This window comes from Nocardioides sp. J54, assembly GCF_000519005.1.
Lineage (GTDB): Bacteria > Actinomycetota > Actinomycetes > Propionibacteriales > Nocardioidaceae > Nocardioides.
This window is the reverse complement of record NZ_JAER01000005.1, coordinates 204,645-221,929: the sequence shown is the minus strand read 5'-3', so window position 1 is coordinate 221,929 and position 17,285 is coordinate 204,645. Positions and strand designations below refer to the sequence as shown.

The following is a 17,285-nucleotide window of genomic DNA, read 5'->3' as shown; positions in this document are numbered from 1 at the left end:
AGGAGCTCACTTACGACGACATCGACGCCGCCGCCGACAAGCTGGACACCGGCAAGGAGGACATCAACAGCCTCCTGTCCGAGCTGCGCAGCCTGGTCCAGGAGCTGACCGAGAGCAGCTTCAGCACCAACGCCGCCTCCGTCTCGTTCCTCGACTCCTACGAGGAGGTCAGCGACGGCCTGGAGTCCGCCCTCGAGGCGATCCCGGCGATGGCGACCTCGCTGCGCCAGATGAAGACCGCGTTCGAGGACCTCGACAGCAGCCTCGCCTCCTCCTGAGGCGATCTCGTCCCGCGCACGGGGTCGGCAGCCACTGGCTGCCGACCCCGTGCTGGGAACGGACCCGGCACGGACCACGAGGGCAACGAGGGCAACGAGGGATACGGCGATGGTGAACGACAAAGAGAGCTACTGGTACGACGTGGCCACCGGCAGCGTCGTACGCGGCCCGGAGCGCAAGGACGGCTGGCTGGGCCCCTTCGGCACCGCCGAGGAGGCCGAGGAGGCGCCTGCGACCTTCATCGCCCACGCCCAGGCGTGGCTCAGCAGCGAGGAGGGGCAGCGCTACCTGGCGATGGCCGAGGAGGGCGGCGAGGAACTGAACCTCGACCTCGACAACGGGACAGGAGCCTGACCGTTGGCGATCATGCTCCCGGACAACCTGATCTGGATCATGGAGAAGATCGGGATCGACTGGCCCGACATCAACGAGGACGAGGTCCACAAGGCCGCCAACCTCACCCGCCAGCTCCGTGACGACCTCGAGGCGCTGATCCTCGCCGTCGACCGTCGCGTCGCCATCGACCTCGCCGACGGCGTGCGCAGCCGCGGTGGCGAGGCCTACGTCTCCGCCTGGAACACCACCCGGTCGCAGAACCTCCAGCAGGTGCTGGACGTCCTCGACCCCGTCGCGATCGGCATCGACGCGGCCGGCTACGTCGTGACCGGGCTCAAGACCAAGACGATCGCGCAGATCACCATCCAGGTCGCGACCCTGATCCCGATGCTCGCGCTCGGTCCGCTGGGTGCGGCCGCCGCCGCGGCCCGGATGATCGCGATGAAGTTCGCCATGGGCGTGCTCACCGACCTCGCCGTGTCGGCCGTCATCGACGCCGTCGACGAGCCGGTCATCAACGCGCTCAAGGACCAGGTGCCGCGACTGGTGCAGGCCGTGCTGGAGGCGCCCCTCGTCGAGGACACCGGCGCCGACCTCGGCGGCATGTACTTCGACCTGCAGGTCCTCGAGCAGGCGTCGGCCGACATGGACCAGAACGCCGGCGACCTCGAGTCGATCGTGACGCAGTACCTCTCGGACCTCGCGGCCCTGCACATCACGGAGTGAGCACATGAGCGTTCTCAAGCTGAAGTCGCTGTTCAACGACATCAAGTTCTCGATGGACTTCGCTGCCGTGCACCTCAACATCGGCCTGGCGCAGAAGCTGCGCAACCAGGGCCGGAGGCTCGACTCGGACGTGGTCCGGCTCCGCGACACCGACGCGGACGCCTCGCGCCTGGCGCAGTTCCGGCACAGCATCAACAACAACAGCACCCGCGACAACGACTCCGGGACCGACGACTACAAGCAGATGGTCGACATCCTGATCCGCCGCGGCGGCCTGCTCGACCACTACGCCGGTGCCCGCGACCTGAAGGGCTGGGCGGAGCTGAAGGACCTGGCGCCGAGCGCCCTCAAGGAGAAGGTCAGCAACGACGGCTGGCTGAAGACGATGCAGTACGTCAGCAACAACGCCGGGTTCCTGGGCCTGCGCTCGGTCGCCGCCACGGCGCACGCAGCGGCCGTCAGCGAGGTCCAGGCGTCGGTGGGCGAGGAGCTCAAGCCCGAGATCGTCCAGGAGATCCTCAACGAGGTCGTCAACCAGGTCAACGCCGGGGTCGAGGTGAACGGGGAGAAGATCTCCGTCGCCGACGTGCGCGACTACATGGCGTCGGTGACCGACGGCGCGGGCGACCGCCCGCAGTGGGACTTCGGTGCGGACGGCTGGAACTGATGAGCGGTGACGTCCCGCTCTGGTTCGACGCCTCGCCGCTGGAGCGGGACCGGTCGGTGGTGCGCCGCCTGGGGGCGCTGAAGCCCGGCGGCAAGGAGGGCAAGGGGACCGGCGACGGCGACGACGTCATCCGGGCCTTCGCCGCGGCCAACGGCCTCGACTACCGGGCGGCCGTCGGGCTCGACGTCCCCGACGCCCCGCAGCTGCCGGGACTGCACTTCGTGCACCGTTGCAAGGACGTCGTGGCGACGCGGACCGAGCCGTACGTCGAGCTCGGCAACCTCGGGCCGAAGCTCATGATCGGCGACAACTTCGAGCCGCACCGGGGTGGTTACATCGCGGTGCGCCACGGCCTGCCGCTGCCGCACGTCTACCTGGACGCCGGCAAGTTCGGCGCCCTGAGCCCGAAGAACGTGGTCGCGGCGGCGATCACCGTGGCGTCGTTCTTCGACGAGTCCGCAGGCGGCGACGACGACTCGCCGCTGGGGAAGTTCCGGAAGGCCGCGCCGCGGCTGGACCTCGGCCGGGGCAAGCTCAACTTCACCGCGCGCTGCCCGAAGGACGAGGCGGACCGGGCCCGGGCGCTGCTCACGGGTGAGCCGCTGGCCATCGCGAACGACATCGCGACCTCGTTCGACCTGGAGCTGTGCGACTCCTGGCTCTTCGCCTACAACAACTACGGCGAGGTGTCCACGACGCACGCGGACGTCTGGGCGTGGGTGTTCTCGACCGCGTCGCGGATGATCGACCTCGTGCACGCCCTCGCCGAGCTGATGCCTCCGGGCACGACCGTGGCCGCGCCGGGCCGGGACCTGCCCATCTACACCACGCGGCACGTGGAGCGGCCGTCCCGGGTCGAGGGCTCCCTCAAGTTCCTGAAGCGATCGCGGTGACCGGAACCCGTCGCCACCGTGACCACCGACGCAGGCGCACCGCCGGACTCGTCGGCGGGGTCGCCCTGGCCGTGGTCGCGTCCGGGTGCCAGGCCGGGCTGCCCGAGTCCGTCGTCAAGGGCTCCGAGGTCACCGTCGCCTGGTCCAGCGCGCTGACGAGCGCGAACCATGCCTCGCTCGCCGACGCGACGCCCGGCAACCGCGACGTGGCCGCGATGACCCGCGGGCGCTTCGCCGAGCTCGTCAAGGGCGCCGTGGTGCCTGACGAGGGCTTCGGGTCGGTCGAGGTCACCGGGGACGACCCGTTCACGGTCCGCTACGACCTGGCCGAGCCCACCTGGTCCGACGGCATCCCCGTCGACTCGGCGGACCTGGTGCTGGCGTGGGCCGCCGGCTCCGACGGCGAGGGCGGCTTCGACGCCGTACCCACCGGCCTGGCTGCGAGCGAGCGGCTGGCGTCGGTCGAGGAGTCGGACCGGGCGGTCGAGGTGGAGTTCTCCCGGCCCGTCCAGGACTGGCAGACCGCCCTGGACGTCGCCGTCCCGGCCCACGTGCTGGGCCAGCGGGCGCTCGACATCGAGGACCCGATGGAGGCCAAGAAGGCCGTCGTCGACGCCGTCCGTGACGAGGACGAGTCCACGCTGGAGAAGCTGGCAACCGAGTGGAACGAGGGCTTCCGGCTCTCCTCCGACGACATCGACGAGCAGCTGCTCGTCTCCAGCGGTCCCTACCGCGTGACCGACATCGCCGAGCAGGACTCCGGTGCCGTCAAGGTCGAGCTCGTCGCCAACGGCGAGTACACCGGCTCGCTGAACCCGTCGTTCGAGCGCGTCGAGCTGGTCGACATGTCGGACGAGGAGAAGGTCGCCGCCCTCGAGGCAGGTGACGTCGACGTCGCCCAGGTCGCGCCGGTCGTCGAGCGGCGCAAGCAGGTCCGCGCGCTCGAGCGCCGGGACTACGGCCTCGCCACCAGCCACGACGGCACCATGTGGGTCCTCGCGCTGCGCGCCGACGGCCCCTTCGAGCGCCGCGCCGCCCGCGCCGCCTTCCTGCGCGCCGTGCCGCGCGGCGACCTCGCCGAGGCCGGCGGGGGAGCCTGGGCCGACGCCTACACCTCGTCCAACACCGTCCTCTTCGAGCCCGACGGCGAGGGCTACGACATCGCCCAGGAGGACTCGCGCTTCGAGCGGGCCTTCGGCCGGCCCGCCAAGGACCCGGGTGCCGAGCGTGCCCGCGCCGGCGTGCCGGGCGGGACGAACGTGTGCGTGCTCTACGAGCGCTCCAGCCCCTTCGCGCAGCGGGCGTTCAAGGTGCTGCTGCGCTCGGTGGCCGAGGCCGGCTGGTCGCTGTCGGACTGCGGCACCTCCGAGCTCGCGGACCCGATGGCCGACGGCTCGGACTGGCAGGCGGCACTCGTGCGCGTGCCCGTGCCCCGCACCGCCGCCGACCTGACCCGCTGGTGGGGAGGCAACGGGCAGACCAACCTCCCCGGCCTCGAGAACACCCAGCGCGACGAGCTCATCGCCCGGTGGGACGGCGCGGCGGACCGGTACGACGCCCGCGACCTGCGGGCCCGCATCGAGCGCACCATCGTCGACGACGCGATCGCCCTGCCGGTCGCGATGAACCCGGTCGTCACCCTGCGCGTGCCCGGCCTCGACGGCGTCACCCCGCGGCCGGGCGCGACCGGGTCGCTCACGTCCGGGATCGCCGGGTGGAGCCGCACCGACCGCTGACCGGAGGCACCGGTCGGCCCGGGTAGGTTGGCGGTCATGACCGGACCTGTCACCACCGCCGACCTGCGCACGCGCCTCGCCGGGCTCCTCCCGGGCGTCCGATCGGACCTCGAGGCACTCGTGCGCATCCAGTCCGTGAGCGCCGACCCCGCCCGCCTCGACCAGGTCGAGGAGAGCGCGAGGGCCACGGCCGCCCTGTTCGCCGCCGAGGGGGTGGACGTCGAGATCGTGCGCGCGTACGACGGCGCGCCGCCCGCCGTCATCGGCGAGAAGAAGGGGCCCGAGGGCGCGCCCACCGTGCTGCTCTACGCCCACCACGACGTCCAGCCCGAGAACGACCACGCCGAGTGGGACTCCCCGCCGTGGGAGCCGACCGAGCGCAACGGCCGCCTCTACGCCCGCGGTGCCGCCGACGACAAGGCCGGCGTCATCACCCACGTCGCCGCGCTGCGCGCCTTCGGCGACGACCTCCCCGTGACCGTCAAGCTGTTCATCGAGGGGGAGGAGGAGGTCGGTTCCGACACCCTGCCCGAGCTGCTGAAGGCCTACCAGGACCGGCTCGCCGCCGACGTCATCGTCATCGCCGACTCCGGCAACTGGGACATCGGCGTCCCCGCGCTGACCACCTCGCTGCGCGGCCTGGTCCGCGTCGACGTCGAGGTCCGCACGCTCACCCACGCCGTGCACTCCGGCATGTGGGGCGGCCTGGCCCCCGACGCCCTGATCACCCTCTCGCGCCTCATCGCCTCGCTGCACGACGACCGCGGCAACCTCGTCGTCGAGGGCCTGCACTCCGGCCCGGCCGCCGACGTCGACTACCCCGAGGAGCGGTTGCGCGCCGAGTCCGGCGCCATCCCCGGCCTGGAGTGGATCGGCGAGGGCTCCGCCGTCGAGCGGCTCTGGACCAAGCCCGCGCTGAGCATCACCGGCCTCGACGCGCCGAAGGTCGACGGCGCCTCCAACACCCTCGTGCCCTCCGCCCGGGCCAAGATCTCGATGCGGATCGCGCCCGGCGACACCGCCGAGAACGCCCTCGCCTGCCTGACGCGCCACCTCGAGGCGCACGTGCCGTGGGGCGCGGAGCTCACCGTCACGGTCGTCGACACCGGCGAGGCCACCCAGATCGAGGCCACCGGCCCGGCGTACGACGCCGCCCGCGCCGCCTTCGCCGAGGCCTGGGACGGCACCGCCCCGGTCGACATGGGCGTCGGCGGCTCGATCCCGTTCATCGCGGAGTTCCTCGAGACCTTCCCGGACGCCTCCGTGCTCGTCACCGGCGTCGAGGACCCCGACACCCGCGCCCACGGCGCCAACGAGGGCCTGCACCTCGCCGAGTTCGAGAAGGTCCTCCTCGCCGAGGCCCTCCTCCTCCGCAACCTCGCCGGCTGACCCACCGCACCCCTCAACCCACCCGCGCCACCACGAAGTGCGTGGGTTCGCACCGCGAGGTGTGAGGGTTCGCACCGCGAGGTGTGAAGGTTCGCACCGCGAGGTGTGAAGGTTCGCGGCACGAAGTGCGGGTTGTGGTTGCGCGAGGTGCGAGTTGTGGTTGCACGAGGTGCGGGTTGGGGCTGCGCGAGGTGGCGGTCGTGGTCGTACGCCGACGCCACGACTCACACCTCGTGCCGCCAAGCCACGCATCTCGTGCCGCCACACCACGCATCTCGTGCCGCCACACCACGCACCTCGTGCCGCCAAGCCTCACACCTCGTGCCGCCACACCACGCACCTCGTCGTACGGCGTCCCGTTTCCCTCGAAAGTCGAGTGATTCTGTAGACTCACTGTTATGACGGTGACGGAGGACCGCGGACAGGTCGGCGAACGAACCCGGGTCGCGGTGATCGGCGGTGGCGCGAGTGGGGTGCTCACGGCGATCAACCTCCTGGTCCGCTCGGACGACCCCTCCCTCGAGGTCGTGATCCACGAGGCGAGCGGGATCGTCGGGCGAGGCATCGCCTACGGCACCAACGACCAGCGGCACCTGCTCAACGTCCGCGCGCGGCACATGAGCGCGTTCCCGGACTCGCCCTCCGACCTGCTCGACTGGGCGATGCGGACCGGGCGCAGCGACGACCCGCAGGGCTTCCTGCCGCGGGCTGACTACGCGATCTACCTGCAGGACCGGCTCGCCGACGTGGCCGACGACCGGCTGCGCGTGCAGGCCGGCCGCGTCATCGACGTCGTCGCGACCCCCGACGGGTTCGAGGTCGTCACCGAGCGGTCCCGCTCGCACGCGTCGTCCGTCGTGCTGTGCCACGGCAACCAGCCGCCGCGCCCGCTGGTCGCCGCCGCCACCGGCGAGGAGCTGCCCGAGGCGGCGTGGCACGTCGCCAACCCGTGGCAGCTCGCCCGCCTGCGCGCCCTCCCGGCCGACGCCTCCGTCGTGGTCGTCGGCACCGGCCTCACCGCCGTCGACACCGTGATCACGCTGCTCGAGGACGGCCCCGGCCGCGAGGTCACCATGCTCAGCCGCAACGGCCTCCTCCCGAAGCCGCACGTCGGCCAGGCGCACACCGCCTGGGTCACCCGCGTCCCGGAGGGCGACGGCCCGGTCACCGCCGACGAGGTCGCCGCGGTCGTCCGCGAGGAGTGCGCCGCCGCAGCCGAGCGCGGCGTCGGCTGGCGCGCGGTCGTCGACGGCCTCCGTCCGGCCACCCAGGACCTCTGGCGCCGGCTGCCGCACGACGAGCGCGTCCGCTTCCTCGAGGTCCACGCCCGCGAGTGGGAGATCCGCCGCCACCGGATGGCGCCCGACGTCGCCCTGCGCCTGCAGCGCTACCGCTACGAGGGTCGCCTGCACGTGCGCGCCGGACGCCTCGACACCGTCGAGGACCTCGGCGCCCGCTGCCGCATCGGCACCACCGCCGACCTGCCGTCGTACGATGTCGACGCGGTCGTCAACTGCACCGGCCCCCTGTCCGACGTGCACCAGAGCTCCGACCCGCTCATCCGCTCGCTGCTCGCGCGGGGGACCGTCCGCCCCGACCGCCTCGCGCTCGGCATCGACACCACCGAGGCCGGGCAGGTGGTCGACGCCGCCGGACACCCGGTCCCCGGCCTCCACGTCGTCGGCCCGCCCCGCAAGGGCACGCTGTGGGAGTCGACCGCGATCCCCGAGATCCGCGCCCAGGCCGCGCAGGTCGCCGCCGCCGTGGCGGAGCGCACGTCTCGCGGCAGCGTCGTCAACTGACGACCCCGGCCGGATCGCCGGTAGGCTGGAAGCCGTGTGCGGAGTCTTCGGTGTGTGGGCCCCGGGTGAGGACGTCGCCAAGCTGACCTACTTCGGTCTCTACGCCCTGCAGCACCGGGGGCAGGAGTCGGCCGGGATCTCGGTCAGCAACGGACGTCAGATCCTCGTCTACAAGGACATGGGACTCGTCTCCCAGGTCTTCGACGAGAACACCCTCGAGTCGTTCGCTGGGCACCTGGCCGTCGGCCACTGCCGCTACTCCACCACCGGTGCGAGCACGTGGCAGAACGCCCAGCCGACCTTCCGCCCGACCGAGGAGGGCTCGATCGCCCTCGGTCACAACGGCAACCTGATCAACACCGCCGCGCTGGCCCAGATGGTCCACGAGCTGCCGAGCGACGAGGGCGAGCTCGACATCCACGCCCGCGACCTCGAGGCGTCGACCAACGACACCAGCCTGGTCACGGCGCTCCTGGCACACCACCCGGACACGTCGCTGGAGTCCCGCGCGCTCGAGCTGCTCCCGCAGGTCGAGGGGGCCTTCTCGTTCGTCTTCATGAACGAGAACACCCTGTACGCCGCCCGCGACCCCGAGGGCATCCGCCCGCTCGTCCTGGGTCGCCTCGACCGCGGCTGGGTCGTCGCCAGCGAGGACTCCGCCCTCGCCACCGTCGGCGCCAGCGTGGTCCGCGAGGTCGAGCCCGGCGAGCTGATCGTCATCGACGAGGACGGCCTGCGCTCCCACAAGTTCTCCGAGCCGCGCCGCAAGGGCTGCGTGTTCGAGTACGTCTACCTCGCCCGCCCCGACGCCACCATCGCCGGTCGCAGCGTCCACGAGGCGCGCGTCGAGATGGGCCGCCAGCTGGCCCGCGAGTTCCCCGTCGAGGCCGACCTGGTCATCCCGGTCCCCGAGTCGGGGACGCCGGCCGCCTCCGGCTACGCCCTCGAGAGCGGCATCCCGTTCGGCCAGGGCTTCGTCAAGAACGCCTACGTCGGACGCACCTTCATCCAGCCCAGCCAGACCCTGCGCCAGCTCGGCATCCGGCTCAAGCTCAACGCCCTCGAGCACATGATCCGCGGCAAGCGCATCGTGGTGGTCGACGACTCCATCGTGCGCGGCAACACCCAGCGCGCCCAGGTGCGGATGCTGCGCGAGGCCGGTGCCACCGAGGTCCACGTCCGGATCTCCAGCCCGCCGGTCAAGTGGCCCTGCTTCTACGGCATCGACTTCGCCACCCGCGCGGAGCTGATCGCCAACGGCCTCGACGTCGACGAGATCGCCGCCAGCGTGGGCGCTGACAGCCTCGGCTACATCTCGCTGGAGGGCATGGTCGAGGCCACCCGCCAGCCGCAGAGCACCCTGTGCACGGCCTGCTTCACCGGCCAGTACCCGATCGAGCTCCCCGACGAGAGCCTGCTCGGCAAGCACCTGCTGGAGGCGACCCTCGAGCCGACCACGCACGGCGAGGCCCTCCCTGTTTTCAACAACCCGTGACCCCAACCGAGGAGACCGAGGGAACCGTGGCTGACAACGCGTACGCCCGAGCCGGCGTCGACATCGAGGCCGCGGACCGCGCCGTCGACCTGATGAAGGAGTGGGTCGAGAAGGCCCGCCGCCCGGAGATGATGGGCGGCCTCGGCGGGTTCGCCGGCCTCTTCGACGCGAGCGCCCTCACGTCGTACAAGCGTCCGCTGCTCGCGACCTCCACCGACGGCGTCGGCACCAAGGTCGCCGTCGCGCAGATGGTCGACAAGCACGACACCATCGGCTTCGACCTCGTCGGCATGGTCGTCGACGACCTGGTCGTCTGCGGCGCCGAGCCGCTCTTCATGACCGACTACATCGCGACCGGCAAGGTCGTGCCCGAGCGGATCGCCGCGATCGTCAAGGGCATCGCCGAGGCCTGCGTCGAGGCCGGGTGCGCGCTGGTCGGCGGCGAGACCGCCGAGCACCCGGGCCTGCTCGCGCCCGACGAGTACGACGTCGCGGGCGCCACCACCGGCGTCGTCGAGGCCGACGCGCTGCTCGGCGCCGACCTGGTCCGCCCCGGCGACGTCGTCGTCGCGATGGCGGCCAGCGGCCTGCACTCCAACGGCTACTCGCTCGCCCGCCACGTGTTCTTCACCCAGGCCGGCTGGACCGTCGACCGGCAGGTCGAGGAGTTCGGCCGCACGCTGGGGGAGGAGCTCCTCGAGCCCACCCGCATCTACACCAAGCCGGCCCTCGCGCTCGCCCGCGAGACCGAGACCCACGCGATGGCCCACATCACCGGCGGCGGCCTGGCCAACAACCTCGCCCGGGTGATGCCCGCCGAGCTCAAGGCCACCCTCGACCGCGGCACCTGGACCCCCGCCCCGGTCTTCGACGTCGTCCGCAAGGTCGGCGACGTCGCCCAGCCCGACCTCGAGGCCACCCTCAACTGCGGCGTCGGCATGGTCGCCCTCGTCGCCCCTGACTCCGTCGACGCCGCCCTGGCCCGCCTCGCGGACTTCGGCATCGACAGCTGGGTCGCCGGCGAGGTCAGCGAGGACCCGGAGCAGAAGGGCACCGTCGAGCTGGTCGGGCAGCACCCCGGCTGGTGACGCTGGCCACGCCTGCCGCTGGCAGGCACCGCCGGCGGCTCGCCTGAGGCCTCCCCAGCGTGCGGGAACAGCCACGGGCCATGTACCGTTGTCCTCACGAGACTCTGATTCAGCAGTCCGGGGCCCGGAGGGTCCCGGCCAAGTGTGCGAGGGGGCTGGACCCTATGGGCCGCGGCCGAGCGAAAGCCAAGCAGACCAAGGTCGCACGCGACCTGAAGTACCGCACTCACGACACGGATCTCTCTGCGCTGGCGCGCGAGCTCCACGGTGAGCCGGTGAAGCGTCCCGAGGACGACCTCGACGACGTCGACCTGGACAAGTGGTCGGACTACGCCGACCCCCGCGACTGAGTTCTTCTGCGCGAGCGCGTCGCCTGTCGTGCTCGCCGCACGGACCTCGCTGGCGCTCGGCCCGCGGGCGTCGCACGACGCGCCTCCGGCGCGGGAGCCGCGCTGCCGCGCACGCCGTTGCCTCCGGTAGGCGGTGACGTCCGCGTGGCGGCAAGCCGTTCGTAGCGCGAGCACGTAGCTCGTCGTTGCTCGCCCGTCGGTGGTCCGAGCGTGACTCAGCGCTGGGTGCTCAGCGCCCGGTGGTTGAGGTGTGAGGCGCGCCAGCGCCGAGCCTCGAAACCTCCGGGCCCTCGTGGCGGCCTGTGGCGGGCTGTGGCGACCCCGGACGGCGGACCAGCCGTCACTCAGTCGCGCTCGCGCATGACCACCAGGTCGCCGTGGGTGCCGTAGCCGGCGAGCGGACCCCCGAGCGGGCGGCCGTTGAAGGTCACCAGGCGCCAGCGGTCCCCGGGGACCGCCGGGTCCGGCGGGACGAGCGTGGGCCACGGGATGTTCGTCGGGTACGGCGCCGCCACGGTGCCGACCTCGCGCAGGTCGGTGTCGAACACCGGGAACCGACCTCGCACCGCCCGGCGGTTGTCCCGGCCGTCGCTGGCGAGCACCCGCCACGCGCCGTCGAGGCGCACCAGGGTGGTGCCCTCCGTCGCCGTACGGTCGCCGGCCGCGCCACGCAGCGACAGCTCGTCCAGGGACGGCCCCGAGGCGAGCACCGGGTGGAAGTCGAAGAACTTCCGCGCACTCACGTAGCCGACCAGCCACGACCCGTCGTCGTCGCGGACCAGGTGGGGGTCCCACACCCCGACGCTCGGCCCGTCCGTCGGCAGCGCGAGCGTCCGCGTCGGGAGCAGGTGCTGTCCGCGGGTCAGGTCGGCCGTCGTCTCGGCGAGGGTGACGCCGACCCGGGCGCCGCGCCGCGCCCGTGGGTCGGTCGGGAAGTCCGACCACGTGCTCGTGGCGACCAGCCAGCGGTCCCCGTCGCGCACGACGTGGGTGGCGTGGTCGCCGTAGCCGCCGGGCCGGTCGGGTCGTTGGAAGAACAGCACGGCACCGCGCCGCACCTCCCCCTGAGCGTCCAGAGTCCACGTCGAGGTGTGTGCCGTGCCGAAGAACCCGGGTCCCGCGCTGGTCGCGGAGACCATCACCGAGCCGTCGTCGAGGCGGTACGGCGTCCCGTCCGCCCACGTCACCAGCCGGACGTCCCTGAGCCCCAGCTGCCCGAACGTCCCGGCGCGCCAGCCGGTGACCGTCCCGGCCTCCGTCGAGGACCAGCCGGCGACCAGGCCGGCCAGCCAGGCCGGGTCGCGCACGTCGGCCGCCAGCGCCGCGCCGGGACGCGACAGGTCCACCCGCGCCCGGACGACCCAGGCGCCGTCCTCGAGCGTCAGCGCCGCGACGTGCGTGCCGGTCAGCGCCAGCGCGAGGCGGCCGGGGGAGCGGCGGACCTGGCCGTGGCGCCGGCTGCGGTGGACCCGCTCGTCGTCGCCGGAGCGGGTGGTGATGAAGACCCGGCCCTGGTCGACCGTCGAGGACAGCTGGGTCCCGTCCGGCCCGGCCAGGCTCGCCGTCGTACCCCCGCCGCGACCGGACAGTGACACCTCGACCGCGGCGAAGGGCGCGAGCAGGGGCAGCTGCCCCGTGCTCGACTGCTGAGCGCCGTCGTGCTGCTCCTCGACGAGCACGGTGCCCACGACGTCCACGGGCCGGTGGCGCGCGACGATCTCGAAGGCGGGCAGCACCCGCGCAGGCTCTCACGGAGAGGGTGGGGAACGCCGAAGGGCCCCGCAGAAGCGGGGCCCTTCGGTTGCACGTGGCCAGGGGCGGGGTCGAACCGCCGACCTACCGATTTTCAGTCGGTCGCTCGTACCAACTGAGCTACCTGGCCGGGCCCGCACACCATACCGGAGCACCTGCGAAGTCACGAAAGCGGCACCGCACCGTGGTCCCTCACCGGTCGGTCGCTGCCTGCCGTGGCTCGGTCGATGGGCGTGCGCGACGCCGCTCCCACTATGCTGAGCGGGCCGTCGCCGGGCACGTCCGGGCGACGGAGGGCCCCCATCGTCTAGCGGCCCAGGACACCGCCCTTTCACGGCGGGTACGCCGGTTCGAATCCGGTTGGGGGTGCTCGATGGCGCGGGTGGTGCTCCCGATTGGGTTCCTCGCTCGCGCATGGGTTAGAGTTCCATCCGCTTCACCGCGCAGTGAGAACTGCACGGGAAGGCGCCAAGGCCCCGTAGCGCAGTTGGTTAGCGCGCCGCCCTGTCACGGCGGAGGCCGCGGGTTCGAGTCCCGTCGGGGTCGCAAGAGACAGCCCGGACCGCAAGGTCCGGGCTGCTTGCTTTTTCCGCCCGGACCGGCGACCGGCACAATGGCCGCGTGCCGGTCGAGATGAGCCCCGAGGAGTTCGACGCGCTGGTGGACACCGCGCTCGACGAGATCCCCGAGGAGCTCGCGCGCCTGGTCCACAACGTCGTGGTCCTCGTCGAGGACGAGCCGCCCGAGGGCGAGCCCGACGACCTGCTGGGCCTGTACGACGGCGTGGCGCTCACCGAGCGCGACAGCGGCCTGGTGCCGCACCTGCCCGACCGGATCTTCCTCTTCCGCGGCCCCCTGCTCGACATGTGCGAGGACGCCGAGGAGCTCGCCGAGGAGGTCCGGATCACCGTCGTCCACGAGGTCGCCCACCACTTCGGCATCGACGACGCCCGCCTCCACGACCTCGGCTACGCCTGACCCGGCCCTGCTGTCAAGACCTTCGCGGTAGTCCCGGGTCAAAAGCACCTTCCAGCGGCGTGTCGCGGTGCTTTTGACCCGGGACTACCGCGGAAAGCCCCCGGACTACCGCGCCACGAGGAAGCCGACGGCGGCTGCGGCGAGGCCCAGAGCGACGGTGAGGGCGGCGTAGGCGGCGCCGCGGCGGGGGCCGAGGTCGCGGGTCTGCACGGCCAGGGAGGAGTACGTCGACAGGCCGCCGCAGAAGCCGGTGCCGGCCAGTGCGAGGGCGTGGCCGTCGAGGGCCCAGCCGGCGCAGAGGCCGAGCAGGAGGCTGGCAACGGTGTTGGCGGCCAGGGTGCCGTGGTGCCACCGGTCGTCGTACCGCTGGCCGAGGGCGTAGCGCAGGGCCGAGCCCGCGCCGCCGCCCAGGCCGACCAGGAGTGCGCCGAGGAGGCTCACAGCTCGTCCTCCCCGGGCAGCGGGGGAGCGAGGCGGCCCACGACCGCGACGGCGGCCAGGGCGGCCGCGAGCGTGCCGAGCACGTAGGCGGCGGCGAGGGCGGGCCGGCCGTCGGCGAGCAGCGCACGAGCCTGCTCCGAGGTCGCGGAGAAGGTCGTGAAGCCCCCGAGGAGGCCGGGACCGAGCCCGGCGGCCCAGACGGTCGAGCGGCGCGCCAGCGGGAGGAGCAGGAGCCCGGCGAGCAGTGCGGCGCCGGCGACGTTGACCGCGAAGGTGGTCCACGAGAAGCCGGGGCCGTCGGGCGCGAGTTCGACGGCGGCGTACCGGACCACGGCGCCGACCGCGCCGCCGACGGCGACCGCGGCGTAGTGGCGCGGTCCGACGGTCATGCGCCGAGCGTAGGGGGAGTGGCGGGTCAGAGCGCGCGGGAGGGGGCGCCGGAGCCGGCGCTGCCCTGCCAGGCCACCGGCGGGGCGCCGGCCGCCTGGCGGCGGAACTCGCCGAGGAACCAGATCTGGAAGGCGCGCTGCTCGGGCTCGCGCGGGGCGGTGAGCAGGCGCTGCGCCCGGCTGAACTCGTCGGCGGCGTCGAGCAGGTCGATCAGGCCGCCGATCTGCCGCGCGGTCTCGCGCGGCATCCGCAGGCGGAGGTCAACGGTGGTGCGGCCGCCGTCGTTGGCCTCGTCGACCTGCTCGCGGCCCATGTTGGAGCGCAGCGGCCGCTCGAGCGCGTCGAAGTGCTCGGAGAGGACCTTCGCCAGCGGGTAGTCGTCCTCGTGGGCGAGCGCGAGCAGACGGATCTCACGGCGCAGGTCGCGGTAGTGGCGCTGGAAGTGGCCGAACGCGACGACCGGGACGCCGTTGATCTGGACCGCGACCTCACCGACGCGGGTGTGGTCCTCGGCGAAGGGGCTGCGGGCGTAGGTGAGCTGGTACGGCGCCCCGCCCTCCTCGGACAGCTCCGGCGCCGGCTCGAACCAGACCGTCTTGCCGTCCTCCTCGATCTCCGCGCCCCACGCGATCGAGGCGCGGGCGACGATGTCGAGGCCGCGCCCGACCGTGGTCAGGCTGGCCAGCTGCGCCTCGTCGAGGGCGTCGAAGGCGTCGAGGTCGAAGGCGTCGAGGTCGAAGCCGCCGGCCTGGGTCGACGGCTGGGGCGCGATCGTCGATGCGTCGTGCACCTCGAAGCGGGGGTGCTCCGGCGTGCCGCTGACCTGCATCCGCACGGGCTGGTCGCCGTGCAGCACGGCGTTGGTCACCAGCTCGGAGATGCCGAGCTCGGCGCAGTCGACGAGGTCCTCGCGGCCGAGCTCCCGGCAGGTGGCCACGACCCAGCGGCGTGCGTCGTGCACGCTGCGCGGCCCGGGGGCCAGATCGAGGGTCTGCCGGTGCTGCACGGAGGAACCTTTCGCGGTGTCAGTGCCTGGGTCAGGGCGACATCGGCCTGATCCCGGGGGGTCTACCCGGTTGAACTCGCAACCAAACAACCGATTCTCACCCATTTGGTGACGGTCGCGACACGTACGGCGCCGCGCCGGACACCGCCCGGCACCGGCCCGCACAGTGCCGACACAGGGCCGGCACAGGGCCGGGAACGGCACGGACTGGTGGCGTCAAGGAAAAGTGACGGACGAGACCATGACCCAGTGTTGGGTATGCCGGAGCGGTAGCGGGAGAATGGTGGCGTGCGACACCCTGACGGTGACGTACCCCGACCGCGGACGGTCAGGCCCGCCGCCCGCAGCCACCCCAGCGCAGATGCGACTCAGGAGGAGCCATGGCAGCAGGCGACACCCAGCCGGAACCGTCCGACCGCGTGATCGTCCCCCGTTCCGACCGCCACCAGGTGGTCGTGATCGGCTCCGGCTTCGGTGGCCTGTTCGGCACCAAGGCCCTGCGCAAGGCGGACGTCGACGTGACGATGATCGCGAAGACGACCCACCACCTCTTCCAGCCGCTGCTCTACCAGGTGGCGACCGGCATCCTCTCCGAGGGCGAGATCGCCCCGCCGACCCGTGAGGTGCTGGCGGACCAGAAGAACGCCCAGGTCCTCCTCGGCGAGGTCACCGAGGTCGACCTCGAGCAGCGCCTGGTCACCTCCCACGTCCTCGGGCGCGAGCTGGTGACGCCGTACGACTCGCTGATCGTCGCCGCCGGCGCCGGCCAGTCCTACTTCGGCAACGACCACTTCGCCGAGTTCGCCCCCGGCATGAAGAGCATCGACGACGCCCTCGAGCTGCGCGGCCGGATCTTCGGCGCCTTCGAGATGGCCGAGCTCGGCGCGGCCCGCGGTGAGAACGTCGACCACCTGCTGACCTTCGTCGTCGTCGGTGCCGGCCCGACCGGCGTCGAGATGGCCGGCCAGATCGCCGAGCTCGCGCACCGCACGCTGACCCGCGACTTCCGCTCGATCAGCACCCGCAAGGCCCGCGTCATCCTCGTCGACGCCGCGCCGCAGGTGCTGCCGCCGTTCGGCAACAAGCTCGGCAAGTGGACCCAGGAGAAGCTGGAGAAGCTCGGCGTCGAGGTCATGCTCGGCGCGCTGGTCTCGCACGTCGACGAGCGCGGCCTGACCGTGAAGTACAAGGACGGCACCGAGAAGCGCATCGAGGCCGTCGCCAAGGTGTGGGCCGCGGGCGTCCAGGCCAACCCGCTCGGCAAGCAGCTCTCCGACCAGACCGGCGCCCCGCTCGACCGCGCCGGCCGGATCGCGGTCAACCCCGACCTCACGCTCCCGGGCTACCCCGAGGTGTTCGTGGTCGGCGACATGATCTCCCTCGACAACCTCCCCGGCGTCGCGCAGGTCGCCATCCAGGGCGCGAAGTACGCCGCCAAGGAGATCGACGGTCGACTCAAGGGCAAGCCGGCCCAGGGTCCGTTCAAGTACTTCGACAAGGGCTCGATGGCGATCATCAGCCGCTTCCGCGCGGTGGCGATGGTCGGCAAGCTCCGCATCACCGGCATCCTCGCCTGGCTCATGTGGCTCGTCGTCCACCTCTTCTACCTGACCGGCTTCAAGAACCGCGTCACCGCCGTCCTGCGCTGGGCGGTCTCCTTCATCGGCACCGGCCGCTCCGAGCGGACCTCGACCGAGCAGCAGATCTTCGCCCGGATGGCACTGTCCCGGCTCGAGCGCGGCGCCACCGACCTGGTCTCCCAGCCCGGCGAGTACGAGGACGCCGAGCGCCGTCGTGCCGAGCTCGAGGCGCAGGCGGCCGAGGAGGCGCGGCTGAGCGACGAGAACAAGCGTGGGGTGAAGGTCTCGGGCTGAGGCCGGCGCGGTCGCGGGAATCGCCGCTCCAGAGGTGATTCCCTCGCTTCCTGACCGTTGCAAGGGTCGGGAAGCAGCAGGAA

At 72.4% G+C, this 17,285-nt stretch carries 17 protein-coding genes and 3 tRNA genes; 15 read left to right on the top strand and 5 right to left on the bottom strand.

Translation table 11 applies throughout. The features are described from left to right. From NOCJ54_RS24080 to NOCJ54_RS0105800, 11 genes are all read left to right on the top strand, one after another. Window positions 1-278 (top strand): WXG100 family type VII secretion target (locus tag NOCJ54_RS24080; RefSeq protein ID WP_036516955.1); only part of this gene is annotated, 278 nt, incomplete at its 5' end. Window positions 279-387: 109 nt separating this feature from the next. After that, window positions 388-633 (top strand): hypothetical protein, encoded by a 246-nt coding sequence (locus NOCJ54_RS0105845; protein WP_028654752.1) that lies wholly within the window; start codon window positions 388-390, stop codon window positions 631-633. Window positions 634-645: 12 nt separating this feature from the next. Then, a complete protein-coding gene (locus NOCJ54_RS0105840; protein WP_442937298.1) occupies window positions 646-1,341 on the top strand; it encodes a WXG100-like domain-containing protein in 696 nt (231 codons plus the stop codon). Window positions 1,342-1,345: 4 nt separating this feature from the next. Then, window positions 1,346-2,008, top strand: a complete 663-nt coding sequence (locus tag NOCJ54_RS0105835; protein WP_028654750.1) for a hypothetical protein — start codon at window positions 1,346-1,348, stop codon at window positions 2,006-2,008. Beyond that, on the top strand, window positions 2,008-2,901 hold the full coding sequence (locus NOCJ54_RS0105830; RefSeq protein ID WP_028654749.1) for a hypothetical protein: 894 nt from the start codon (window positions 2,008-2,010) through the stop codon (window positions 2,899-2,901). Before NOCJ54_RS0105835 ends, NOCJ54_RS0105830 begins: the two co-directional genes overlap by 1 nt. After that, window positions 2,898-4,637: an ABC transporter substrate-binding protein gene (locus NOCJ54_RS24075; RefSeq protein ID WP_051485505.1), complete on the top strand. Its 1,740-nt coding sequence runs from the start codon at window positions 2,898-2,900 to the stop codon at window positions 4,635-4,637. The genes NOCJ54_RS0105830 and NOCJ54_RS24075 overlap by 4 nt, the downstream gene beginning before the upstream one ends. 36 nt (window positions 4,638-4,673) lie before the next feature. After that, complete coding sequence (locus NOCJ54_RS0105820) at window positions 4,674-6,026, top strand: dipeptidase (protein WP_028654748.1); 1,353 nt, start codon at window positions 4,674-4,676, stop codon at window positions 6,024-6,026. A gap of 398 nt (window positions 6,027-6,424) precedes the next feature. After that, the gene (locus NOCJ54_RS0105815) at window positions 6,425-7,828 is read left to right on the top strand and encodes an FAD/NAD(P)-binding protein (protein WP_051485504.1); all 1,404 of its coding nucleotides are present in this window, start codon (window positions 6,425-6,427) and stop codon (window positions 7,826-7,828) included. Window positions 7,829-7,841: 13 nt separating this feature from the next. Continuing rightward, window positions 7,842-9,323, top strand: coding sequence for an amidophosphoribosyltransferase (gene purF, locus NOCJ54_RS24070; protein ID WP_051485517.1), 1,482 nt, complete (start codon window positions 7,842-7,844; stop codon window positions 9,321-9,323). Window positions 9,324-9,349: 26 nt separating this feature from the next. Beyond that, the gene (gene purM, locus NOCJ54_RS0105805) at window positions 9,350-10,411 is read left to right on the top strand and encodes a phosphoribosylformylglycinamidine cyclo-ligase (RefSeq protein ID WP_028654746.1); all 1,062 of its coding nucleotides are present in this window, start codon (window positions 9,350-9,352) and stop codon (window positions 10,409-10,411) included. Between the two features lie 164 nt (window positions 10,412-10,575). Next, window positions 10,576-10,761, top strand: coding sequence for a DUF3073 domain-containing protein (locus NOCJ54_RS0105800; RefSeq protein WP_028654745.1), 186 nt, complete (start codon window positions 10,576-10,578; stop codon window positions 10,759-10,761). 344 nt (window positions 10,762-11,105) lie between these two features. On the opposite strand, the gene NOCJ54_RS0105795 is transcribed toward NOCJ54_RS0105800, so the two are convergent. Together NOCJ54_RS0105795 and NOCJ54_RS0105790 are read right to left on the bottom strand one after the other, a co-directional pair. Further along, entirely contained in the window at window positions 11,106-12,497 is a 1,392-nt protein-coding gene (locus tag NOCJ54_RS0105795; RefSeq protein ID WP_028654744.1) for a hypothetical protein, read from the bottom strand. 72 nt (window positions 12,498-12,569) lie between these two features. After that, window positions 12,570-12,643, bottom strand: a tRNA-Phe gene (locus NOCJ54_RS0105790). Window positions 12,644-12,809: 166 nt separating this feature from the next. Between NOCJ54_RS0105790 and NOCJ54_RS0105785 the strand changes: the two genes are divergently transcribed. From NOCJ54_RS0105785 to NOCJ54_RS0105775, 3 genes are all read left to right on the top strand, one after another. Next, window positions 12,810-12,882, top strand: a tRNA-Glu gene (locus NOCJ54_RS0105785). Between the two features lie 103 nt (window positions 12,883-12,985). Beyond that, window positions 12,986-13,059 (top strand) — tRNA-Asp (locus NOCJ54_RS0105780). Between the two features lie 75 nt (window positions 13,060-13,134). Next, window positions 13,135-13,491, top strand: coding sequence for a metallopeptidase family protein (locus tag NOCJ54_RS0105775; RefSeq protein ID WP_028654743.1), 357 nt, complete (start codon window positions 13,135-13,137; stop codon window positions 13,489-13,491). 105 nt (window positions 13,492-13,596) lie between these two features. Here NOCJ54_RS0105775 and NOCJ54_RS0105770 read toward each other — a convergent pair whose 3' ends face one another. The 3 genes from NOCJ54_RS0105770 to NOCJ54_RS0105760 are packed head-to-tail and all read right to left on the bottom strand — an operon-like array spanning window position 13,597 to window position 15,328. After that, window positions 13,597-13,932 carry a fluoride efflux transporter FluC gene (locus tag NOCJ54_RS0105770; RefSeq protein ID WP_028654742.1) on the bottom strand — a complete coding sequence of 112 codons (336 nt, stop codon included), beginning with the start codon at window positions 13,930-13,932 and terminating at the stop codon, window positions 13,597-13,599. After that, window positions 13,929-14,321, bottom strand: a complete 393-nt coding sequence (locus NOCJ54_RS0105765; protein ID WP_028654741.1) for a CrcB family protein — start codon at window positions 14,319-14,321, stop codon at window positions 13,929-13,931. The genes NOCJ54_RS0105770 and NOCJ54_RS0105765 overlap by 4 nt, the downstream gene beginning before the upstream one ends. A 26-nt stretch (window positions 14,322-14,347) precedes the next feature. Continuing rightward, window positions 14,348-15,328, bottom strand: a complete 981-nt coding sequence (locus NOCJ54_RS0105760) for an ATP-binding protein (RefSeq protein WP_028654740.1) — start codon at window positions 15,326-15,328, stop codon at window positions 14,348-14,350. Window positions 15,329-15,708: 380 nt separating this feature from the next. Here NOCJ54_RS0105760 and NOCJ54_RS0105755 point away from each other — a divergent pair, with 380 nt between their 5' ends. Continuing rightward, window positions 15,709-17,202 (top strand): NAD(P)/FAD-dependent oxidoreductase, encoded by a 1,494-nt coding sequence (locus NOCJ54_RS0105755; RefSeq protein ID WP_051485503.1) that lies wholly within the window; start codon window positions 15,709-15,711, stop codon window positions 17,200-17,202. Window positions 17,203-17,285 lie beyond the last annotated feature (83 nt).